Consider the following 21,737-nt stretch of genomic DNA (forward strand, 5'->3'; position numbering starts at 1 on the left):
ATGCCCCGTGGCAAGGCCACTATCGGACGCGTCATGGCCCAGATGGCGATGGTGATGAACCTCGACAAGTGCATCGGCTGCCACACCTGCTCGGTCACCTGCAAGCAGGCGTGGACCAACCGCACCGGCGTCGAGTACGTCTGGTTCAACAACGTCGAGACCCGCCCCGGCCAGGGCTACCCCCGCCGCTACGAGGACCAGGACCAGTGGAAGGGCGGCTGGGAGCTGAACAAGAGCGGCCGTCTCACCCTGAAGGCGGGCGGCCGGTTCAAGAAGCTCGTCCAGATCTTCTCCAACCCCGAACTGCCGCCCCTGGACGCCTACTACGAGCCCTGGACCTACGACTACGAGACCCTCACCAACGCCCCGCTCCAGGACCACACCCCGGTCGCCCGTCCCAAGTCCCTCATCTCCGGCAAGGACCTGAAGATCTCCTGGTCGGCGAACTGGGACGACGACCTCGGCGGCTCCGCGGACCACGGCGACAAGGACGTCCTGCTCCGACACGTCTCGGAGAAGATCAAGTTCGAGTTCGAGCAGACCTTCATGTTCTACCTGCCGCGCATCTGCGAACACTGCCTCAACCCGTCCTGCGCGGCCTCCTGCCCCTCCGGCGCCATCTACAAGCGCGAGGAGGACGGCATCGTCCTCGTCGACCAGGACCGCTGCCGGGGCTGGCGGATGTGCGTCACCGGATGCCCGTACAAGAAGGTGTACTTCAACCACCGCACCGGCAAGGCCGAGAAGTGCACCTTCTGCTTCCCGCGCGTCGAGGTCGGCCTGCCCACCGTCTGCTCCGAGACCTGCGTCGGCCGCCTGCGCTACATCGGCCTCGTCCTCTACGACGCCGACCGCGTCCTGGAGGCCGCCACCACCCCCGACGACACCGACCTGTACGAGGCCCAGCGGCGCGTCTTCCTCGACCCGCACGCCCCCGACGTCATCGAGGCCGCCGAACGCTCCGGCATCCCCCGCGACTGGGTCGAGGCCGCCCAGCGCTCCCCGGTCCACGCCCTCATCAACACCTTCAAGGTGGCGCTGCCGCTGCACCCGGAGTACCGCACCCTGCCCATGGTCTGGTACATCCCGCCGCTCTCCCCGGTCGTCGACGCCGTCCGCGACACCGGGTACGACGCCGAGGACCACGGCAACCTGTTCGCCGCCGTCGACGCGCTGCGCATCCCCGTCGACTACCTCGCCCAGCTCTTCACCGCGGGCGACCCGGTCCCCGTCGACACGGTGCTGCGGCGCCTGGCCGCCATGCGCTCCTACCTGCGCGACATCAACCTCGGCCGGGAACCCGACGACACCATCCCCGAGGCCGTCGGCATGACCGGCGAACAGCTCTACGACATGTACCGGCTGCTGGCCCTGGCCAAGTACGACGAGCGGTACGTCATCCCGCCCGCCCACGCCGAACAGGCGCACAGGCTGGAGGAACTGGCCACCGAGTGCAGCCTCGACTACGAGGGCGGCCCCGGCATGGGCGGCTCCGGACCCTTCGGCGAGGCGTCCGGCGGCGCCGCGCCCATCGCGGTGGAGAACTTCCGCGCCCTGCGCGACCGGCAGACCTCCGAGACCCCCGCCGCGCCGGTCGACAAGGAGACCCGGGTCAACCTCCTCAACTGGGACGGCAAGGGCTCACCGCCGGGGCTGTTCCCGCCCGGCTCGGACGAGGGGAAGTCCTCGTGAAGTGGCGGAAGAGCCCGGGCGGACCACGGAGCTGGCACCCCCACGCCTGGCAGACGCAGTCCCTGTTGCTCGCCTACCCCGACGCCGACCACCCCGCCCGCCTCGCGCTGGCCCGCCGGGTCGCGGACACCCTGCCCGACCCGGTCGCCGAGCCGCTGCGCGCCTTCCTCACGGACGCCGGGCGCACCCCGGCCGACGACCTGGCCGCCGCCTACGTCGCCACCTTCGACCACCGCAAGCGCTGCTGCCCGTACCTGACCTACTACGGCCACGGCGACACCCGGAAACGCGGCCTCGCCCTGCTCCGGCTGAAGCAGACCTACGCCGCCGCGGGCTGGCGGCTGGCCGACGACGAACTCCCCGACCACCTGGCCGTCGTCCTGGAGTTCGCCGCCGCCGAACCGGCCACCGGGCACCGGCTCCTCACCGAGCACCGCGCGGGCCTGGAGCTGCTGCGCCTCGCGCTCGTGGAGGACGGCTCCCGCTGGGCCGCCGTCCTGACCTCGGTGGCCGCGACGCTGCCCGCCCTCAAGGGCGACGAGCGGGCGGCCGTGGCCCGGCTCGCGGCCGAGGGCCCACCGGAGGAGGAGGTGGGCCTGGCCCCGTACCCGCCCGCGGCGTCGTCGCCGTCGTCCTCCTCCTCGTCCGCCCCGCTGTTCCTGCCCGACCCCGTCTTCCCGGGAGGCCCTCGATGACCCCACCGACCCTGACGACGGCGGCCGAGACCGGGACCGGCGGTGTCCTGCTGTGGGTGGTGCTGCCGTACGTCTCCCTCGCGGTCTTCGTCCTCGGGCACGTCTGGCGCTACCGCTACGACAAGTTCGGCTGGACCACCCGCTCCTCCCAGCTGTACGAGAACCGGCTGCTGCGCGTCGGCAGCCCGCTGTTCCACTTCGGCATCCTCGTGGTGCTCGTCGGCCACGTCGTCGGCCTGGTCATCCCCAAGGGCTGGACGGAGGCGGTCGGGGTCGGCGAGGACGCGTACCACGTCGTCGCCGTCGCCCTCGGCACGGTCGCGGGCGTCTGCACGCTGGGCGGCGCCGCCATCCTCGTCTACCGGCGCCGCACCGTCGGCCCGGTGTTCTCCGCGACCACCCGCAACGACAAGGCGATGTACCTCTCGCTGGTGGTGACCATCTGCCTGGGGCTGGCCGCGACCGTCGCCGCCAACCTCGTCGGCGGCGGCTACGACTACCGCGAGACCATCTCGCTCTGGTTCCGCTCCGTCTTCGCCTTCCAGCCCGAGCCGGACCGTATGACCGGCGCGCCCGTCCTGTTCCAGCTGCATGCCGTCAGCGCCCTGCTGCTGTTCGCGTTCTGGCCGTTCACCCGGCTCGTGCACATGCTCACCGCGCCCGTCGGCTATCTGACCAGGCCGTACATCGTCTACCGCAGCCGTGACACCCAGCTCGGGGCGCGGGCTCCGCGCCGGGGCTGGGAGCGCGTGGGGTAAGCCCTCCGAAGCGGGGCCCGTGCGGGGGGCCTCCCTGACCGCTTGGATACCCCGGGGGGTACTCTGCTACCGTCGAAGGTATACCCCATGGGGTAAGTCTTCATCGGAAGGGAGCGTTCGTGTTCTTCGTCGACACGATCGAGGTGTCCGGCCTCGGCAACCGCAGCTATCTCGCCGGGGGCGCGCGCACGGCCGTCGCCGTCGACCCGCCCCGCGACATCGACCAGGTGCTGGCGGCGGCCACCCGCCGCGGGGTGCGGATCACCCACGTCGTCGAGACCCACGTCCACAACGACTACGTCACCGGCGGCCTGGACCTCGCCCGGATCACCGGCGCCGCGTACCTGGTCCCCGCGGGGGCCCGGGTCTCCTTCACCCGCACCCCCGTGCACGACGGCGACCGCGCGGACGTGGACACCGCGCTCACGCTGCGCGCCCTGGCCACCCCCGGCCACACCCCGCACCACACCTCCTACGTCCTGGAGGAGGACGGCACGGCGGTCGCCGTCTTCACCGGCGGGTCGCTGCTGATCGGCACCGTCGGCCGCCCCGACCTGGTCGAGCCCCGGCTCACCGAGGACCTCGCGCGGGCCCAGCACGCCTCCGCGCACCGGCTCGCCGCCGAGCTGCCGGAGGAGACGGCGGTCCTGCCCACGCACGGCTTCGGCAGCTTCTGCTCCGCGGGCCAGGCCGAGGGCGACGCCACCACCATCGGCAAGGAGAAGACGTCCAACGACGCCCTCACCCGCGACGTGGACACCTTCGTCGCCGACCTGCTCGCCGCCCTCGACGACATCCCCGCCTACTACGCCCACATGGGCCCCGCCAACGCCGCGGGCCCCACGCCCGTCGACCTCACCCCGCCCGCCGTCGCGGACGCCGACGAGATCGCCGCCCGGCTGGCGGCGGGGGAGTGGGTGGTCGACCTGCGCAACCGCGTCGCGTTCGCCGAGGGCCACGTCGCGGGCTCCCTCAACTTCGAGGCGGAGGGCCAGCTGGCCACCTACCTCGCCTGGCTGATCCCGTGGGGCAAGCCGGTCACGCTGCTCGCGGAGTCCCCCGGGCAGCTGGCCGCCGCGCAGCGCGAGCTGGCCCGGGTGGGCATCGACCGCCCCGCCGCCGCGGCCACCGGTGCCCCCACCGGCTGGCTGCGGGAGGGCGAGACCCCGGCCGCCTTCCGCCGCGCGACCTTCACCGACCTGGCCGCCGCGCGGGACGTGGTCGTCCTCGACGTCCGCCGCGCCTCCGAACGCGCCGCCGGTCATGTCCCGGGCTCGCTGCACATCCCCCTGCACACGCTGCGCGACCGCCTCGGCGAGATACCCGCCGGTGAGGTGTGGGTGCACTGCGCGGGCGGGATGCGGGCGGCGATCGCCGCCTCACTGCTGGACGCCGCCGGACGGGACGTCGTCGCCGTGGACGACTCCTTCGACGCGGCGGAGCGGGCGGGGCTGACGGCATGAGGTTCCCGACCCCCGACCCCGGGACCGGCCGGGTGACCGCACGCGAGGCGGCCCGGCTGGCGACGACCACCGACGCCGTACTCCTGGACGTCCGCGAACTCCCCGAGTGGCGGGCGGGCCACGCCCCCGAAGCCACCCACCTCCCCCTCTCCGCCCTGGCCGCGGGCGCGGCCCTGCCCGCCCCGGCGCAGGCCCGCCCGCTGCTGGTGATCTGCCGCACCGGCCGCCGCTCCCAGCGGGCGGCGGAGATCCTCACCGCCCGGGGCGCGCACGCCGTCGACGTGATCGGCGGCATGGTGGACTGGGCCGCCGCCGGGCTGCCGGTGGTGGACGCGCACGGAGGGAACGGCGCCGTCGCGTGAGTGTCCTGCTCCTCGCCCTGACCGCCGGCGCCGTGATCGGTCTCGCGCTCGGCGCGCTCGGGGGCGGAGGCAGTGTGCTGGCCGTCCCCGCCCTGATCTACCTGCTCGGCTTCACGCCGGTCGAGGCCACCACCGCGAGCCTGGTCATCGTCACCCTCACCTCCGTCACCGCGCTCGCCGGGCACGCCCGCGACGGCCACGTCCGCTGGCGTACGGGGCTGCTGTTCGCGGCGGCCGGGATCGTCCCGGCGATGCTGGGCGGCGCGCTGGCGGCGCGGCTCCCGGGCGCGCTGCTGACGGCGGGGTTCGCGCTGCTCGCGGGAACGGCGGCGGTCCGTATGCTGCGCACCGCCCCGGCCACCCCGGCACGGGTCCGCCCGGTCCGGGCGGCGACCGCGGGCGCGGGCCTCGGCGGCGTCACCGGCCTGCTCGGCGTCGGCGGCGGCTTCCTCGCCGTACCCGCGCTGGTCGGGGTGCTCGGCCTGCGGATGCGGGCGGCGGTGGGCACCAGCCTGCTGGTGATCACCGTCAACTCGCTCGCCGCCCTGTCCACCCGCGCGGGCACGCTGACCGGCCTGGACTGGGCGGTCGTCGCGCCCTTCACCGGCGCCGCGATCCTCGCCGCCTGGGACGGCCGACGCCTGGCGACGAAGGTCTCCGGCCCGGCGCTGCAACGCACGTTCGCGGTGACGTTGTTGGCGGTGGCGGCGTTCATGCTCCTGGAGGCGGCGCTGTGAGCGGGACCCGAGGAGGGCGCCTCACGCCAGCGACAGGAACAGCTTCTCCAGCCGGGCGCGCATCGCCTCGGTGTCCTCACCGGTCTTCCGCCCGGACTCGATGTCCGCCACGCACTGCTGGAGCCCGGTGGCGATGATCGCGAACCCGGCCCGGTCGAGGGCGCGCGAGGCGGCGGCGAGCTGTGTGACGACGTCCTCGCAGTCCCGTCCCTCCTCGATCATCCGGATCACACCGGAGATCTGCCCCTGTGCGCGGCGCAGCCGGTTCAGTACGGCCTTCAGCTCCGCACCCGCAAGCTCAAGCTCCACGATCACTCCTCCACGGATACCCCGAGGGGTACTGTACGTCCCCTTTGGGACGGAGGTCGACCATGAAAGGTACAAGCATGACCACCACCCCCGCCCACCTGCCCCCCGCCGAGGCGAGCACGCGCCTGCACGAGTTCACCGTGCTCGACGTCCGCACCCCCGCCGAGTACGCCGCGGGCCACCTTCCCGGCGCCCTGAACATCCCCCTGGACCACCTCCGCTCCGCCCTCCCGGAGATCCGGCAGGCGGCGGAGCACGGCGAGATCCTGGTCGTCTGCGCCTCCGGCACGCGCGCGCGGAACGCCTGCGAACTGCTGGCCGACGAGGGCATCCGCACCGCCACCCTCCAGGGCGGCACCGGCGCGTGGACGGCCGACGGTCACGCCCTGCACCACCCGGCGGCCTGCGACACCCGCGCCACCTGGACCATGGAACGCCAGGTCCGCTTCACGGCGGGCTCGCTGGTCCTGCTGGGCCTGGTCCTCGCCGTCCTGCTGCACCCCGCCTTCGCGCTCCTCTCGGCGGGCGTCGCGGGCGGCCTGGTCTTCTCGGCGCTCACCAACACCTGCGGCATGGCGGTCCTCCTCGGCAAGTTGCCCCACAACCGCCCCCGCGGGGCCGACCTGGACGCGGTCCGGACGGCCCTGCGCACCCGCCGCTAGGCCTGGCTAGCCCAGCTCGATGTCGACGCCGGGTGCCCGCCTGAGGGTGGTGTGCACCGTGCAGTGGGAGGCGACGGCCAGCAGCGCGTCCCGTCGTTCCGCCGGGAACCCGGGCGGCGGTACGACAACGACCCGCAGCGACTCGACCCGCGCGGGCCGGTCGCCCATCACGAACTCCGTCCGCACCTGGAGACCGTCCCGCGACAGCCCGTGCCGGTGCAGGAAGCGCCCCGCGTAGAAGGCGACACAGGCCCCGAGCGAGGCGGCGAACAGCTCGACGGGCGTGGGCGCGGTGTCCGCCCCGCCCGCGGAGCGGGGCTGGTCCACCAGCACCCGGTGGCCGCGCACGTCGACGGCGTACGCGTCGCCCTCCACGTGGACGACGTCGAGGCGGTGGAGGTCGGTGTCGTGTGGCACGGTGCGTCTCTTCCCTGGTCGTGGCTGCTGCTACCCGCCAGTCGACCGCACCCGGGACGCGGGCCGAAGAGTCCCGGGGGTCAAGGAAAGGGACCATCGGCCTCTATACCCCCCCGGGTATAGAGGCCGATGGTCGGGCGAGGCACGGTCCTCTCAGCCCTCCCCCGGGGCGAGGACCCCGCCTCAGGGGAGGAGGAACGGGCGGTTCAGATGGGCGGTGGCCAGCACGTGGCCGTCGGCGCGGGCCTCGGTGAGCAGGGCCTGCCGGGTCCGCCGGGCCGTGTCCTGGTCGTCCTCCAGCCGGTAGGCGACCTCCGGGGCGGCCAACTGGACGGCGTGCACCAGCACATCGCCGGTGATCATGACGCGCCGGTGGCCGCCGTCGACGAGCACCGACTGGTGCCCGGCGGTGTGACCGGGCGTCGGTACGGCGGTCAGCGCCCCGCACCCCGGACCGCCCCCGCGCACCACGGTCCGTCCGTCGATCTGGTGCAGCAGCCCGGCCCGGCGCAGCGGCAGCACCACATGGCGCAGGGCGGAGTCCTCGGGGCCCAGGGCGGCGGTCTCCGACCGCTGGACCACGTGGCGGGCGTTCGGGAACAGCGGCGTACCGGCGCCGTCGACCGTCCAGCCGTAGTGGTCCCCGTGCAGATGGGTCAGGACGACGGTGTCGACGTCGTCCCGGTCGATGCCCGCCAGCCGGAGCACCGTCGGCAGGCGGCCCGGCACCGGCGCCCAGTCCGACGCGGGACTGCCGACCGGGCCGATACCGGTGTCGACGAGGGTGACCCGGCCACCGGGTCCCCGGACCGCGTAGCAGCGGAAGTCCAGCTCCCAGGCGCCGGACGGGCCGAACGCCGCCGGGTCGAGCCGCTCGGCCCGCGCCCAGTCCGCGGCGGTCGCGTCCGGAAAGGCGTCCTGCCGTGAGAGGGGGAAGGTCCCGTGGGCGTCCAGCAGGGCCATGACCTCGTAACGGCCCGCGTGATGCCGGACGATGCGGGCGGCGGTGCCGGGCCCGGCCGTCGCGGGGGTGGTGCCGCCCACCGCCCAGGCCGCGACCGTGGCCACGGCGCCCCCCAGCAGTCGGCGGCGGCTGGCGAGCGGCGTCGCGGGAGCCCCGGGCGGGGCGGAGTGACGGGTCATGGTCTCCCCCGTGTGGTCGTGGTGGACGACGACCATCCTGCGGGCGCCCGGCACACCGGGGCTTGCACATCCGTGTCCGGTTCGGACCTGACCGGGCAAGGGGCCCGCGCCCTACGATCGGCGCGTGTCCGGTGACAGACGGGTGTACCTGCGGGAGGACGACGTCCACCTCGTCGACGTGCGCTGCGGCAGCACGGGACCCGGCTGGACACCGCCGCGGCCCGCCCCCGTCTTCGGCCTGGTCCTGCTCCAGGGCGGGGTGCTGCGCGGCCGGGTCGACGGCGTCGAACACGTGCTGGACTCCGCCAGCGTGTACGTGGAACGGCTCGGCGCCGAGCAGCAGTTCGCGCACCCCCTGGGACCCGACGCGTTCACCGAGATCGTCCTGTCCGCGCCCCGGGTCGCGGACCTGCTCGGCGGGGACCTCGCCGTCCCCGAGGGACTGGTCATGGTGACGCCGGAGCTGTCGCTCGCCCACCGGATGCTGCTCGCCCGCGCCCGCCAGGGCGCCGAACCCTTCGAACTCGCCGAGGCCACCGCCCGGTTGGCGGCCCTGGTCTTCGCCCGGCTGGCCCCGGACCGGGCCGACTCCGGCCGCCCCGCCTCCGCCGCCGCGCGCAGGCGGCTGGCCGACGACGCGCGTGCCGCGCTGGCCGCCGAACCGACGATCGGGCTCACGGCGCTGAGCCGGGCCGTGGGCGCGTCCCCGCACCACCTGAGCCGGGTCTTCTCGGCCGTCACCGGGACGACGCTCACCGCCCACCGTGACCGGCTCCGGCTGGCCCGGGTGCTGGACCGCCTCAGCGGCGGCGAACGCGACCTCGCCGGTCTGGCCCGCGAACTCGGCTACACCGACCAGCCCCACATGACCCGCGCCGTCCGCACCACGACGGGCCTGCCCCCCGGCCGCCTCCGCGCCCTCCTCACCTCACCGGAGACGGCCCTCTGACGCCCGACGGGTACGCCGCGGGCCCCGAGACCGCGGTCCCCCGGAGGGCGGACGGTCCCGGGACCCGGACCCCGGACGGCTACCGGAGGTAGGGACCGGCGGCGCCGATCTGGCCGGGCCCGTCGAGGACGTACACCCGGAGGTTGCCCTTGCCCGGCGCGGCCACCGGGAGCGTGCCGTCGGTGACGGTGCGGGTGTCGCCGGTGACGGCGTCGCGGTAGGTGCCGTTCGGGACGCCGGTGAAGGTGGCGCCGCCCGAGACGGTGACGAGGGCGAAGCTGTCCGTGGAGCCGCTGGTGTAGCGGCGCTTGAAGGCCATGTCGCCGCTGATGCCGTCGGTGGAGTACTGGCCCATCTGGAGGGCGGGGACGGCACGCCGGATCTGGTTCAGCCGCTGGACGTGCTTGACCAGCGGCTGCGCCAGCGTCGTGGCGACGGCGCCGCTCGCGGAGTCGACCCGGGAGAAGTCGGAGGACTTCACCTCACCGGCGAGGTGGTCGCCGTAGTAGGCGCGACCGGTGGTGGCGAGGGGGCAGGTCGGCCCGCAGTCGATCTTCATGCCCTTCTGGAACTCGATCTCCGATCCGTAGTAGAGCGTGGGGATGCCCCGGAAGGTCCACATCAGGGACATGTTCTCGGCCCAGGCGTCGGTGCCGCCGGTGTAGCGCTCGCTGCTCTTGTTGGGGCCGTAGTCGTGGCTGTCGACGTAGACGACGTTGTACGTGGCGTCGTTGTAGCTGTCGTCGGAGTCCCTGCCGTTGTGGAAGGCGTTGCTGGCGTCACCGAAGTTCATGTGCATCCGCATGTCGATGACGTTCATGCCGGAGAAGCGGCTGTGGTCGGGGGCGTGGTAGTCGTTGCCGACGAGGAAGGCGTTGGTGGAGGTGGGCTGGTTGCCGGTGCCCTGCTGCTGCTCGTACTCGTACATCTCCAGGGCGGCGCGCTCGTCGTCGGCGCTGTACTCCCTGCGCTCCTTCCAGGTGTAGAACTGCGCGGAGTGGTTGACCGAGCCGCGGTTCCACTTGTCGTTGACGAAGGCGGCGACCTCCCCGAAGACGAAGAAGTTCCGCGCGGCCTCGGCGCCGTGCTGCTGGGCGACGCGTTCCTGGATGGCGGGGAGGAAGCGGCGGTTCCAGGTGGTGCGGGGGATGTGGACGGCGGTGTCGACGCGGAAGCCGTCCACGCCCATGTCGATGTACTTGTCGTACGCGCCGATCAGGTAGTTCTGCACCTGCGCGTTCTCGGTGTTGAAGTCGGCGAGGTCCTCGTGCAGCCAGCAGGAGCGGGAGTCCTCGCCCTCCCAGTTGCCGATCCAGCAGTTGTGGTAGAGGGCCTTGGGGAACATGCCGGAGGTGGGGCTGGGCCACTGGCAGTTGTAGAGGGTGTAGCCCTCGGGGCTCTTGCCGCCGGTCGGCTGGCCCCAGTTCACGCAGGTGTTGCCGGAGGGTTCGGCGGTGGACCAGAGGTCGCCGTTGTAGTACGACTTGCCGCTCCTGGGGTCGACGGTGAGGCCGTCGTACTCGAAGCCGGGCTGCCGCTCGTCGTAGTACCAGCTCCACTGGGAGTCGCGGACGCCGTACACGGTGGGGGTGAACAGGCCCTTCGCGCCCCAGCGGGAGGAGTGGTTGTAGACGACGTCCTGGTAGATCTTCATGCCCTTGGCGTGGGCGGCGTTGATCAGGTCCTGGTACGAGGCGCCCGCGGACTCCAGGCGGGGGTCGACCTTGTAGAAGTCGTAGCCGTGGTAGCCGTGGTAGTCGTAGTCGGAGCGGTTGAGGACGACCGGGGTGACCCACACGGCGGAGAAGCCGAGGCCCTTGATGTAGTCGAGCTTGTTGACCAGGCCCTTGAAGTCGCCCCGGAACATGGGGTCGTTGTTGGCCGCGTTGCCGGACTTCTCGTGCTGGCTGCCGCCGCGGTTGTTGCTGGCGTCGCCGTCCTCGAAGCGGGCGGTGAGGACGAAGTAGATGGGGTCCTTGCGGGGGTCGGTGCCCAGCGGGCTGCCCGCGGCCGGGGTGGGCGGCCTGGTGCCGGTGGTGGCCTGGGCGGTGGCGGAGGCGGGGGAGACGTTGCCCGCGGCGTCCAGGGCGCGGACGGTGTACGTGTAGGCGGTCTCCTCCTCCAGGTCCGCGTCGGAGAGGACGGTGGAGGTGACGGTGGTGACCGTCCCGCCCTTGGTGCCGCCGGCGCGGGTGACCTGGTACGCCGTCACGCCCCTGTCGTCGGTGGACGGCTCCCAGGTCAGCACCACGGAGGTGCCGTCGGCCGTGGCGGTGACCCGGGTGGGGGCGGTGGGCGCCTGGGTGTCGGGGGTCTCCTGGGCGCACGGGTCGGCGGCGTCCCGGGTGACCGCGTTCTCGGCGACGGTGGTGACACCGGTGGGGAGGGTGTAGTCGGCGCCCTTGTTGTTGTCCCAGACACCGTTGCCGTTGTTGAAGGCGGCCCTGAGGGAGGTGGCCGCGCCGAGGTCGATGTCCGCCTTCCACCAGCCGGTGCAGGCGGCCTGCATCCCGACGCCGGGGACGGCGGTCCAGGCACCGCCCGCGGGCTGGTAGTGGATGTTGGCGGTGGTCCAGCCGAGGGTCTGGGTGGAGTAGTAGACGGTGGCCGTGTTGCCGTCGCCGGGGTCGGGATCCCCGGCCCCGGCGCAGGGGTCGGAGTGGGCGACGACGCCGTCCTTGACGGTGATGGCGCCGGTGCCGAGGGCGTAGTTCCCGCCGGCGTTGTTGTCCCAGGTGCCGGAGCCGTTGTTGAAGGTGGCCTGGAGCCCGGTGGCGTTGCCGAGGGTGACGGTCTTCTTCACCCAGTCGGTACAGGCGGCTTCCATGGCGACGCCGGGGACGGCGGTCCAGGCGCCGCCGTCGGGGGCGTAGTGCAGGTTGTAGCGGTCCCAGTTCTTGGTCTTGGTGTAGTAGAAGACGGTCGCGGTGTTGTCGCCGGTGGCGGTGGCGGTGGCGGTGGCGGTGGTGGTGGCGGAGGCGGCGGTGGGAAGCGGGGCGGGTCCGGAAACCGACCCCAGGACGGCGCCGACGGCCACGGCGACGGCGAACGAACGCCGTCCGGGCAGCCGCGTGCGGGTGCGTCTCATGCGTGTCTCCAGGGGAGTGGGGGCGCTGCGTGAAAGGTCTGACGGCAACTTGCAGAAAACCCTTACGGCAGCGCGAAGTTACTCGCGCGTGACGGCGGCGTAAAGGGGTCTCGCGGCACCTGTCTCCGGAGGAAGTGTGTACGGGCATAGGCAGTTGACGCAGGTTGGGGGCTCGCCTTAGGGTCGCGCCCGCGATGGCTCTTGCTGCAAGAGGTTGCGAAGTGCCGTGATGCGGGCTTGGCTTGAGGCGTCCAGCCCTGGTCGTCCCCACGGGGCGGCGATGCCGTGCGAAGGGATCTCGCGGGCCCGTGGGGCGGCGCGGGTGACGCTGTCGCTGAGGAAGCCGAGGAAGCGGGCGATGTTCTCCGGGCGGACGGCGGACGGCGGACGGCGGCCGGGGCGTCGGCGCCGAGGACGGCGACGCTCCGGCGTGCGGTGGCGACGAGTTGGCCGTTGGCGGGGGCGCTGGCGATGGTCGCCCGGTAGAACCGCTCGCTGTCGACGACGGAGCGGTCCCGGCGCCGCTCGTCACGCTCCCGGCGGACGAGGCCCTGGCTCCCCGGGGCGGGCGCGCCCGCGGCGGGAAGTCGCAGCGCTCGGCGGACTACTCCTTCGAGGCCCCCGTCCGGGACGTCGACCCCGTCCACGGCGCGCTGCTGAATCAGGACTTCCGCGCCGTCGCCGCGTCGCTGCGCGAGGCCCTGGCCGTCGACGGAGGGAGCTGAGGAGCCCGGCCGGACGGCGCCGGTCGTTCAGCGGCCCGTCCGGTCGGCCGAGGCCCGGTTGGGAACCTCGTCGGTCTCCCCCCGTCCCGGTTCTGTCACTCGTCCGGTGAGGGGGAGGTCAGTCCCGGCTCGGCGGTGGCTTCGTCGTCGACGCGGGTGGGGATCTGGGAGTGCACCTGGAGGGCGATCTCACCCGCCCGCTCGAAGCGCAGGGTGATCCACACGTAGTCCCCGCCCCGGATCTGCTGCTTCAGGCCCTTGAGTAGCAGGTGCGTGCGCCCCTTCTCCAGCTCCACCAGCTCGCCGGGCGGCAGTGGGACCGGGTCTTCGGCCGCGCCGTCCGAGCTGACGATGGCGACGGACTCGGCGACGGTCGTCTCGGCGCCGAGCAGCCGGTCGGCGCGTTGTCCCTGGTTGAACAGCCAGAGGTAGAAGGGGACGTCGGCCCCTCGCTGCCACGGGTCGTCAGGGGGTTCGGCGAGGTGCGCGTAGCGGATCAGAACCGGGCCGATACGGGCGTTCGCGCCCGGTGGGTTGTGCGTGAGCTTGTCGTCACCGGCGCATCCCGCCGTACCCAGGGCGGCGAGACACACCACCGTCAGGAAGGCGATGGCCCTCCGTCGTACCCCCGTCGTCCTCGCGAACATCTCCGTACCGCCTTTCCTGTGGACTCGGCGGTGCAAGAACCGCCGCTGTCAGCCATGCCACGCGCACCGCGGCCGGCGTCACCGTGGGAGCCAGATGGCGGACTCGCCAGGAGGCGCGCGGGACGGGGAACGCGATGGCGTTACCCGGTACGTCGACACACGTCCGCCCCTTCCGACGCGGTCACGTCAGGGCCGTCCGCCATGGCGAGCGCCGCCGCTGGCCCGCGCCCGGCGACGAGTGCCCGCGCAGGGCCTCGGCTACCCGGTCACCGGCGCGGGCCCGGCCGCACTCGGAGGCGTACGCCGCCCAGAAGGGGAACCCGGCGGAGCGGGGGCACCCGAACCGTCGCGAGTGCGAGGTGGTGTCATGGAGCACCGAAGGGACGAGAAGGCGATCCTCGCTTCCATCGAGGAACGCCTGGCCTGGGAGGATCCCGCCCTGGCCGCCCGGCTGGACCTCCTCAGCAGGCAGGTCGCGGCCGCGGCGGAGCCGTACGGGCCCCCCGCGCACGCTCCGGCCGACGGCGCCGTGGAGCGGGAGGGGAGCACCGATCCCGGCCCCGAAGAGGCCGTCGACTTCCGGTGGTCTCTGAAAGTGGCCGTCGTGCTGACGCTGGTGGCCGTGGCCGGACTGCTCCTCGCGTCCGTCATCCTGACCCCCGACAGCGGTGAACGCCAGCCACCCCGGTCCCTGGCGTCGGTGTCACGCTCCTCGGTCGGTGCGGGAGAGAAGGCCACGGGCGACGGGGCCGTCCCCGAGCGGATGGCCGCCCCTGTGATCCGCCTCCCGGGGGCCTCGTAAGCCGGGAACGTCGTGAGCCGGGGACCTCGTGCGCCTGGGGCCTGCCCGCCCCACGGCGACCCTGAACCGGCCCCAGTATCCGGCTTCGGCGGTCCGCCATTCGGCCGCGTGACCGCGTCGCACGACCCGGTTGGCTCGGGCCAGAAGGGATAGTCGGGACCCATGACCGGTCTGGCGTGTCGCCGTCTTCGGTGTGGCCGACGAGGAGGCGACGGTGCACGTGGTGGACGCCCGGACGGGTGGCACCATCGAACGCCAGCAGACCTGACATCGCCTGTGCCCGGGCGGGGCGCCGGACGCGCCCCGCCCGTCGGAGAGCGCCGGAGCAGCCCGGTTCGCCCCCGCGGGCTCGGAAGCCCGCCCGTCCCCCGGGTGCCCCCCGCCCGGTCGCGCCCCGCGCGGCGGCCCGTGAGGCTGGGGAAGGACACCGTCACCGACAGCCGGGAGCCAGGTCGCCGTGGGCAAGTCGTCGTGTGGGCCCTGGCCCTGTTACCGGCCGCTGGACTGGCCCCCGCCACCGCGGGCGCCCCTGTCGCCCTCGCCGTGCCGGGCGACATCACCGCCTCCGAGCGTCCGCGGGGCGGGGGAATGATCACCATGACGGCGGCCGGTGAGGACGGCGCGTCCGGCAGGCGCTGCGGGGCGGCGCCCACGGCGGCGAGACGATCCTCCCGGCGACCACCTGGCGGACCGGGCGCACGGGGCGGTGGACACCGGGTCCGTCGCCCTCCCCGCCGCTCGCGGCGGGGAAACGGCGCTGGTTGCCCCGGCGGAAACGGGTACCCGCCGCGCGGTGAGCGCCAGTGACCCCACGACCCTGGCGACGACGGCCGACCAGCCGGAACTGCGAAGGAACCCCCACGTATGAGCGAGTCGAACCCCCTCAAGCGGATGACGGACAAGGTCACCGACACCTTGCGGAACGACCCCGGGCCGGAGGACGGCGTCCCCGGCAAGCCGGGCCCCGAGTCCCCCACCGTCGCGGAACCCACCGAGCCCCGTGAACCGCTGCCGCCGAAACCCGACCAGAGCGGCCCGGCCACCATGTCACCGACCGGCCGGCCGACCGGCGCCGACCAGGCGGACGTGGCCCAGGGCGGCGCCTACCTGACGACCGCGCAGGGCGCGCGGCTGTACGACACCGACCACTCGCTGAAGGCCGGTCCGCGCGGGCCCGTCCTGCTCCAGGACCACCATCTGCGCGAGAAGGTCATGCACTTCGACCACGAGCGCATCCCGGAGCGTGTGGTCCACGCCCGGGGCGCGGGCGCGCACGGCGTCTTCCAGGGCTACGGCACCGCCGCCTCGGTGACGAAGGCGGCCTTCCTCGCCAAGGACGAGGAGACGCCGGTGTTCGTCCGGTTCTCCACGGTGGTGGGCTCCCGCGGTTCCTCGGACACGGTGCGCGACACCCGCGGTTTCGCGACGAAGTTCTACACCACCGAGGGCGTCTTCGACCTGGTCGGCAACAACATCCCGGTCTTCTTCATCCAGGACGCCATCAAGTTCCCGGACGTCATCCACGCGGCGAAGCCGCACCCGGACCGGGAGATCCCGCAGGCGCAGAGCGCCCACGACACCTTCTGGGACTTCGTCTCCCTGCACACCGAGGCCACCCACCACACCATCTTCTTCATGGGCGACCGGGGCATCCCGCGCTCGTACCGGATGATGGAGGGCTTCGGCGTCCACACCTTCCGGCTGGTCAACGCCGCCGGTGAGACGACGCTGGTGAAGTTCCACTGGAAGCCCAAGCTGGGCGTGCACTCCCTGGTGTGGGACGAGGCGCTGCTCATCAACGGCGTCGACCCGGACTTCCACCGGCGGGACCTCGCCGACGCCATCGAGGCGGGCGCGTACCCGCAGTGGGAACTGGGCATCCAGACGTTCCCCGACACCCCGGACCAGACCTTCGAGGGCATCGACCTGCTGGACCCGACGAACATCGTGCCCGAGGAACTGGCGCCGGTGCAGCCGGTCGGGCTGCTGACCCTCAACCGCAACCCGTCGAACTACTTCGCCGAGACCGAGCAGGTCGCCTTCCACGTCGGCCACCTGGTGCCCGGCATCGACGTCACCGACGACCCGCTGCTCGCGGGCCGCCTCTTCTCGTACCTGGACACCCAGATCACCCGGCTGGGCGGCCCCAACTTCCCCCAGCTGCCGATCAACCGCCCGCACGCGCCCGTCAACGACATGCAGCGCGACGGGGCGCACCAGACGGCCGTCCACCGCGGCGTCGCCCCGTACCGGCCCAACTCCCTGGACGGCGGCTGTCCGTTCACCGCGGGCGCGGACACCGGGGCGTTCGTCGAGGCGCCGGTGCGGGTGCCGGAGGGCAGGAAGGTGCGCGAGGCCCCGGAGTCGTTCGCGGACCACTTCAGCCAGCCGCGCCGGTTCTGGCTCAGCATGAGCCCGGTGGAACGGGAGCACATCGTCGGCGCGTACGTCTTCGAGCTGGGCAAGTGCTACGAGCAGGCCATCAGGGAGCGCACGCTCCAGGTCCTCGCCAACATCGACCCCGACCTGTGCCAGCAGGTCGCCGACGGTCTCGGGCTCCCGGCGCCCGGGCCGACCGTGCCGCTCGCGGACGTCGCGCCCAGCCCGGCGCTGTCGCAGGTCGGCAAGGTCTGGCCCACCGAGGGCCGGATGATCGGCGTCGTCACCGGCGGGGACGACCTGGCGGGCGTCGGCGCCGTACGGGACGCCGTCCTCACCGCGGGCATGGTCCCGCTGGTCGTCGCACCGCGGGGCGGCACGCTCGGCGACGGCGCGCTCACCGCGCAGCGCACCTTCGTCACCGCGCGCTCCGTGGAGTTCGACGCCGTCCTGCTGGCCGGGACGCCCGCCGTGGGCGCCGACGCGTACACCGCCCGGGACGCCAAGTCCGACCCCGTGCCCACCGGGCAGGCGGTCACCGACCCCCGGGTGGTCCTGCTGCTCCAGGAGGCGTTCCGGCACGGCAAGGCCATCGGTGTCTGGGCGGGCGGCGAAGCCGCCCTGACGGCGGCCGGAGTACCCGCCGACGCGCCCGGCGTGGTCGTCGCCGACTCCGGTACGGCCGCCCTGGAGCAGGTCACCCGACTGCTCGGCCAGCACCGCGTGTGGGAGAGGTTCGGCACCCGGGTCTGACGACGGCGTCACCCCGTCGAGCGGGACGGCCACCGGCCCCCGGGCGCCCAGCGCCCGGGGGCCGGTGAGGCGAGAGCCTCGGACCACGCACCGCCCGCCGGCCGACGCCGGGCAGGACGGCCGCCGGGGCCCGGCCGGAGCGCATCCTGTCCCCTCTCGGCCACGTCCGGTCTCGGACGACACGGTCATCACCTGGTCCGCCGCCGGGAGCGGGCGTTGACCTCGGCGAGGAGGGCGCTCAGCAACTCGTCCTGACTCAGTGCCCGGACGTTTTGCGGGTCGGCGTCCCACTCACGTCCGCCGCCCAGCGGCCGGACCTGGAGGTACGGGCCTTGGCGGCCCATGACCCGGCCGACCCGGTCGCGGACGGTGTCGCGTACGGCCGCTCCGACCGCGGGGACCTCGCTCGGGCCGCCGCCCCGGTCGTCGTCCTCCCTCACGTGCTGACCCCTCGCAGGATCACATCCGCGAGCAGGAGGGCCACGGGCGCCGAGCACACCCCGAGGTGGACGAGCGCGTACCGGGCGTCGTCCTCGCGGTCGTCCGCCCACGGGGTGCGGACGTCCATCGCCGGGAGCTGGATGCCTGCCCGGCTGAGCGCGGAGGCGAGGGCGTCACGCGCGTCGAGGGCCTCCCGGACCTTCGGAGCGGTGGGTGGCGGACAGTCCGCGACGGCTGGGTGGTCGATCGCCGTCGCGGGGCGCGGGTGTCGCGGTGTGGGGGTCATCGTCGTCCTCGTCGGTCCGGTCCTACGGTTTCCAGGACCCGGCTGCGCTGGGTGAACTACGCTGCGTAGTCCGGGCGTTACGAGAATGCGTCGGGATCCGAGCGGCCAGGCCGTGGACGGGGGCGTGCTTCCCCGTGTCCCGGAGGTCGTGCCACACCTTCCACACCGTCCACGCGAGCCTTCGGAGGGGAGCCAGCCGTATGCCGCAACGACGCGTCATCACCGGCCGCAGCCAGGAACCACGTCAGCGCTTCGCCGAGGAACTGCGCACCCTGCGGGCGGGCAGCGGGACGAGCCTGCGGCAGCTCGGGGAGCGGCTGGGCTGGGACTGGTCCCTGTTCGGCAAGATGGAGAAGGGCGAGACGCTGGGCAGCCCGGAGGTCGTCCAGGCCCTCGACACGCACTACGGCACGCCGGGCTTGTTGCTCGCGCTGTGGGAGCTGGCGGCCGGGGACCACACGCAGTTCCGCGAGCGGTACCGGCGGTACATGGCGCTGGAGGCGGAGGCGGTGAGTCTGTGGCATTTCGCGGTCAGCGTCCTGCCGGGGCTGTTGCAGACGCCGGGGTACGCGCGGGAGGTGCTGGCGGCCGGTGGGCTGAAGGGGAAGGAACTGGAACAGCAGGTCAAGGCGCGGATGGGGCGCCGGGAGCTGCTGGAGGGAGAGGACGCCCCGCCGTTCCGGACGATCCTGTCGGAGGCCGTATTGCGGACGCCGTTGCGGGACGCGGGGGAGTGGCGGAAGCAGTTGGAGTATGTGGTGGAACTGGCCGAGCGGGCGAACGTGACCATGCAAGTACTTCCGCTGACTACTGGTATGCATGGCTTGGACAGCACCGCACTGATGTTCCTACGGCTCCCGGGCGCAGCTACCGTGGCGTACACGGAGAACGCTCACCGCGGCGAACTCATCGAAGATGACGCGGCAGTTGAGCGACTACAGCGTGCGTACGATGCGATGCGCGACCTGGCGTTGTCCCCGGCCGAGTCGCAGAAGTTCGTCCTGGCCATCTTGGAGGAAGTACCGTGCGAGGCATCGACCTGAGCGCCGCCAACTGGCGCAGGAGTTCCTACAGCAACTCGGACGGTGGCGAGTGCGTCGAGATCGCCGACGACTTCGCCGGTGTCGTCCCCGTTCGGGACAGCAAGGTGTTGCACGGTCCGGCACTCGTTTTCCCGGCAGGCGGGTGGTCCTCCTTCGTCGCGGCCGTCAAGGGCGGTCGTCTGGGCGGCTGACACGGGACGTCGACGGCCCTCGCGGTGATCGTTTCCGCGAGGGCCGCACCGGCAGGGAGCCGACAGCCTCTCGGCCTCCGCTCAGGAGCCCCTGACACGTCCCACACCTGCCCGAGTAGTCCTGGTGCGCAGATGCCGGGCGTCGTCAGGCGACCAGGCTGCCGCACTGGTCAATCCGGCGCAGACGCCACCGCCACAACCGACGGCGCTCAGCCGACGAGACCGGCGGACAGATCACGGAAGCACACTGGAGTACAGCGAGCAACGGACAAGACGTCGAGGGGCGCCGCCGATACTTCGGTGGCGCCCCTCGACGCTCTTGTGTGGTTACCGCAGCAGCGTCCGGAGGTACGCGTTGTGCGCCCGTAGCAGCCGGACCGCGCGGTCTGTGCCGTCGGTCATAAACGGCAGGACCGCCAGGGCGGGGACGGTGGCGATGAGGGCCACGAGCAGGGCTGGGGCGAGCAGAGCGACTAGCGGCACGCGCCGAAGCGGGCCGATCAGCAGCGGAAGAAGTGTCATGCCTCCAGCACAGCCCAGCCGACCGCCGTCGGCGTCATGCCACGAACGAGCCCGTACCGAACCGAACTGCGCCGAACGCCGCCGAACGGCACTGCTATGCCAGGCTCTTCCCTATCCTGGTGGGCACGCGCCAGGAGGTGACGGGTGGCCGACCACGACGTCGTGCACGGCACCGCCGCTGCGCCGGAGGACGACTTCGGGCGGCGGCTGGCTGTGTTCGCCGCCGACCTGAAGGCGCTGCGGATCGAGCGCGGCAACCTGCCACTGCGGGAGATCGCCCGGCGCGCCCCCCGGCACCGGCCCCTGTCGGCCGCGGCGGTCAGCGAGACGCTGAACGGCAAGCGGCTGCCGCGCTTGGACTTCCTGATGGCACTGGTGCGGACGCTGCTCGCCCACGACCATGAGGGCCGCCCGCATCCGCTCGGCCGCGACGACCCGCGCCTGGAGGACTGGCGCACGCGCTGGCGCGACCTGGAGCTGCTGCGCACGACGCAGCCGCCTGCGGCCCGTCGCCCCGCCGCCTCGAAACCGGACCCCGATCCGCCGGTCCCGGCGCCTGCCGTTGCCGCCACCTCGCCCCCTCCTGCCGCTGTCCCAGCCCTTGCCGCCGCTCGCGCATCCGCAGCCGACGCATCCGCAGCTCGCCTCCTCTTCGGCGAACAGAGCCGCGGCGCACGCTCCTTGGCGTTCTCGCCCGACGGGAAACTCCTCGCCACCGTGAACGACGACCCGCTGGTGCGGCTATGGCACGCGGCCACCGGCAAGCCCGCAGGCGCTCCTCTCACCGGGCACAGGGACGGGGTCAGGTGCGTGGCGTTCTCCCCCGACGGCCGGCTGCTGGCGACGGCAGGCCGCGACCGGGCCGTGCGGCTGTGGGACCCGTGCACCGGTACGCCCGTCGGCGAGCCATTCGCGGAGAACGGCACACTCTGGACTCTCGCCTTCTCTCCCGACGGGAGCCTGCTGGCCACCGGGGGCCGTGACCGGACTGTACAGCTGTGGGACCCGGTGGCCCGGAAGCCGGTCGGTGCCCCGCTCGCAGGGCACACGGGCGGCGTCGAAGCCGTGGTGTTCTCGCCGGACGGACGCCTGCTCGCCTCCGGAGGCGCCGGTGCCACAGTACGGCTGTGGCGCGCGGACGGCGGCGAGCCGGAGGGCGAACCGCTGATCGGGCACAGCAGCGAGATCCGGGCACTGGCGTTCTCACCCGACAGCCGTCTCCTAGCCTCCGGAGACTGGCACGGGACGGTCCGCCTCTGGGACCCGTGCGCCGGTGAGCCCGTCGGCGATCCACTCACCGGTCACCGCAACGCGGTCCGGGGACTGTCGTTCTCGCCCGACGGACGGCTGCTGGTCTCGGTCAGCATGGACCGCACCGTCCGCTTGTGGGACCCGGTCTCCCATGGCCCACTCGGCCCACCTCTCACCCGCCACGCCTGTTCCTTCCGCACCGTCGGCTTCTCCCCCGACGGCCGCCTTCTCGCCGCCGGAGGGGACGACAAGCCGGTGGGCCTGTGGGCGACTTCGGATCTCACCAAGAACCCGGCCAGGGGCAGTTGACCACCCTGTCCCCGGTATCCGCGGAACAGCTATCGGTGCCCCGGCCGCCGTTCAGGTTGACGGCCACTCAGTAACACCAGATGGCTCGTCAGGTGCTCGCGATTCTTGCCCGC

At 73.0% G+C, this 21,737-nt stretch carries 21 protein-coding genes; 14 read left to right on the forward strand and 7 right to left on the reverse strand.

Going from position 1 to position 21,737, the window contains the following annotated elements; translation table 11 throughout:
• From narH to ABZ659_RS02940, 6 genes are all read left to right on the forward strand, one after another.
• Complete coding sequence (narH, locus tag ABZ659_RS02915; protein WP_360212723.1) at positions 1 to 1,692, forward strand: nitrate reductase subunit beta; 1,692 nt, start codon at positions 1 to 3, stop codon at positions 1,690 to 1,692.
• Positions 1,689 to 2,387, forward strand: a complete 699-nt coding sequence (narJ, locus tag ABZ659_RS02920) for a nitrate reductase molybdenum cofactor assembly chaperone (RefSeq protein ID WP_360212725.1) — start codon at positions 1,689 to 1,691, stop codon at positions 2,385 to 2,387. Before narH ends, narJ begins: the two co-directional genes overlap by 4 nt.
• Positions 2,384 to 3,145, forward strand: a complete 762-nt coding sequence (gene narI / locus ABZ659_RS02925) for a respiratory nitrate reductase subunit gamma (protein WP_360212727.1) — start codon at positions 2,384 to 2,386, stop codon at positions 3,143 to 3,145. The genes narJ and narI overlap by 4 nt, the downstream gene beginning before the upstream one ends.
• 119 nt (positions 3,146 to 3,264) lie before the next feature.
• Complete coding sequence (locus ABZ659_RS02930; protein ID WP_360212729.1) at positions 3,265 to 4,608, forward strand: MBL fold metallo-hydrolase; 1,344 nt, start codon at positions 3,265 to 3,267, stop codon at positions 4,606 to 4,608.
• Positions 4,605 to 4,970 (forward strand): rhodanese-like domain-containing protein, encoded by a 366-nt coding sequence (locus ABZ659_RS02935; RefSeq protein WP_360212731.1) that lies wholly within the window; start codon positions 4,605 to 4,607, stop codon positions 4,968 to 4,970. Before ABZ659_RS02930 ends, ABZ659_RS02935 begins: the two co-directional genes overlap by 4 nt.
• Positions 4,967 to 5,707: a sulfite exporter TauE/SafE family protein gene (locus tag ABZ659_RS02940; RefSeq protein WP_360212733.1), complete on the forward strand. Its 741-nt coding sequence runs from the start codon at positions 4,967 to 4,969 to the stop codon at positions 5,705 to 5,707. Before ABZ659_RS02935 ends, ABZ659_RS02940 begins: the two co-directional genes overlap by 4 nt.
• Before the next feature lie 21 nt (positions 5,708 to 5,728).
• Here ABZ659_RS02940 and ABZ659_RS02945 read toward each other — a convergent pair whose 3' ends face one another.
• Complete coding sequence (locus ABZ659_RS02945) at positions 5,729 to 6,016, reverse strand: metal-sensitive transcriptional regulator (protein ID WP_360212735.1); 288 nt, start codon at positions 6,014 to 6,016, stop codon at positions 5,729 to 5,731.
• Between the two features lie 77 nt (positions 6,017 to 6,093).
• Between ABZ659_RS02945 and ABZ659_RS02950 the strand changes: the two genes are divergently transcribed.
• Positions 6,094 to 6,678 (forward strand): rhodanese-like domain-containing protein, encoded by a 585-nt coding sequence (locus ABZ659_RS02950; RefSeq protein WP_360212737.1) that lies wholly within the window; start codon positions 6,094 to 6,096, stop codon positions 6,676 to 6,678.
• A gap of 6 nt (positions 6,679 to 6,684) precedes the next feature.
• On the opposite strand, the gene ABZ659_RS02955 is transcribed toward ABZ659_RS02950, so the two are convergent.
• Positions 6,685 to 7,095 carry an OsmC family protein gene (locus ABZ659_RS02955; RefSeq protein ID WP_360212739.1) on the reverse strand — a complete coding sequence of 137 codons (411 nt, stop codon included), beginning with the start codon at positions 7,093 to 7,095 and terminating at the stop codon, positions 6,685 to 6,687.
• 183 nt (positions 7,096 to 7,278) lie between these two features.
• The gene (locus tag ABZ659_RS02960; RefSeq protein WP_360212741.1) at positions 7,279 to 8,238 is read right to left on the reverse strand and encodes an MBL fold metallo-hydrolase; all 960 of its coding nucleotides are present in this window, start codon (positions 8,236 to 8,238) and stop codon (positions 7,279 to 7,281) included.
• Between the two features lie 124 nt (positions 8,239 to 8,362).
• Between ABZ659_RS02960 and ABZ659_RS02965 the strand changes: the two genes are divergently transcribed.
• Positions 8,363 to 9,187: an AraC family transcriptional regulator gene (locus tag ABZ659_RS02965; protein WP_360212743.1), complete on the forward strand. Its 825-nt coding sequence runs from the start codon at positions 8,363 to 8,365 to the stop codon at positions 9,185 to 9,187.
• A 79-nt stretch (positions 9,188 to 9,266) separates the two neighbouring features.
• Here the strand turns inward: ABZ659_RS02965 and ABZ659_RS02970 are convergent, their stop codons facing one another.
• On the reverse strand, positions 9,267 to 12,275 hold the full coding sequence (locus ABZ659_RS02970; protein ID WP_360212745.1) for a carbohydrate binding domain-containing protein: 3,009 nt from the start codon (positions 12,273 to 12,275) through the stop codon (positions 9,267 to 9,269).
• Between the two features lie 446 nt (positions 12,276 to 12,721).
• On the opposite strand from ABZ659_RS02970, the gene ABZ659_RS02975 reads away from it, so the two are divergent.
• Entirely contained in the window at positions 12,722 to 13,000 is a 279-nt protein-coding gene (locus ABZ659_RS02975; protein WP_360212747.1) for a hypothetical protein, read from the forward strand.
• A gap of 95 nt (positions 13,001 to 13,095) precedes the next feature.
• Here ABZ659_RS02975 and ABZ659_RS02980 read toward each other — a convergent pair whose 3' ends face one another.
• On the reverse strand, positions 13,096 to 13,647 hold the full coding sequence (locus ABZ659_RS02980) for a copper chaperone PCu(A)C (RefSeq protein WP_360212749.1): 552 nt from the start codon (positions 13,645 to 13,647) through the stop codon (positions 13,096 to 13,098).
• Between the two features lie 367 nt (positions 13,648 to 14,014).
• Here ABZ659_RS02980 and ABZ659_RS02985 point away from each other — a divergent pair, with 367 nt between their 5' ends.
• Both ABZ659_RS02985 and ABZ659_RS02990 read left to right on the forward strand, forming a co-directional pair.
• Positions 14,015 to 14,449, forward strand: coding sequence for a hypothetical protein (locus ABZ659_RS02985; protein WP_360212751.1), 435 nt, complete (start codon positions 14,015 to 14,017; stop codon positions 14,447 to 14,449).
• A gap of 864 nt (positions 14,450 to 15,313) precedes the next feature.
• Positions 15,314 to 17,581 (forward strand): catalase, encoded by a 2,268-nt coding sequence (locus ABZ659_RS02990; RefSeq protein ID WP_360212753.1) that lies wholly within the window; start codon positions 15,314 to 15,316, stop codon positions 17,579 to 17,581.
• Between the two features lie 188 nt (positions 17,582 to 17,769).
• Here the strand turns inward: ABZ659_RS02990 and ABZ659_RS02995 are convergent, their stop codons facing one another.
• Positions 17,770 to 18,021 (reverse strand): hypothetical protein, encoded by a 252-nt coding sequence (locus tag ABZ659_RS02995; RefSeq protein ID WP_360212755.1) that lies wholly within the window; start codon positions 18,019 to 18,021, stop codon positions 17,770 to 17,772.
• The gene (locus ABZ659_RS03000) at positions 18,018 to 18,308 is read right to left on the reverse strand and encodes a hypothetical protein (protein ID WP_360212757.1); all 291 of its coding nucleotides are present in this window, start codon (positions 18,306 to 18,308) and stop codon (positions 18,018 to 18,020) included. Before ABZ659_RS03000 ends, ABZ659_RS02995 begins: the two co-directional genes overlap by 4 nt.
• A 200-nt stretch (positions 18,309 to 18,508) precedes the next feature.
• Here ABZ659_RS03000 and ABZ659_RS03005 point away from each other — a divergent pair, with 200 nt between their 5' ends.
• From ABZ659_RS03005 to ABZ659_RS03015, 3 genes are all read left to right on the forward strand, one after another.
• Positions 18,509 to 19,351, forward strand: coding sequence for a helix-turn-helix transcriptional regulator (locus tag ABZ659_RS03005; RefSeq protein ID WP_360212759.1), 843 nt, complete (start codon positions 18,509 to 18,511; stop codon positions 19,349 to 19,351).
• Positions 19,333 to 19,542: a DUF397 domain-containing protein gene (locus tag ABZ659_RS03010; RefSeq protein ID WP_360212761.1), complete on the forward strand. Its 210-nt coding sequence runs from the start codon at positions 19,333 to 19,335 to the stop codon at positions 19,540 to 19,542. Before ABZ659_RS03005 ends, ABZ659_RS03010 begins: the two co-directional genes overlap by 19 nt.
• A gap of 666 nt (positions 19,543 to 20,208) precedes the next feature.
• Positions 20,209 to 21,624 carry a WD40 repeat domain-containing protein gene (locus ABZ659_RS03015; protein WP_360212763.1) on the forward strand — a complete coding sequence of 472 codons (1,416 nt, stop codon included), beginning with the start codon at positions 20,209 to 20,211 and terminating at the stop codon, positions 21,622 to 21,624.
• Positions 21,625 to 21,737 lie beyond the last annotated feature (113 nt).

The organism is Streptomyces sp. NPDC006997 (assembly GCF_040635175.1).
Lineage (GTDB): Bacteria > Actinomycetota > Actinomycetes > Streptomycetales > Streptomycetaceae > Streptomyces.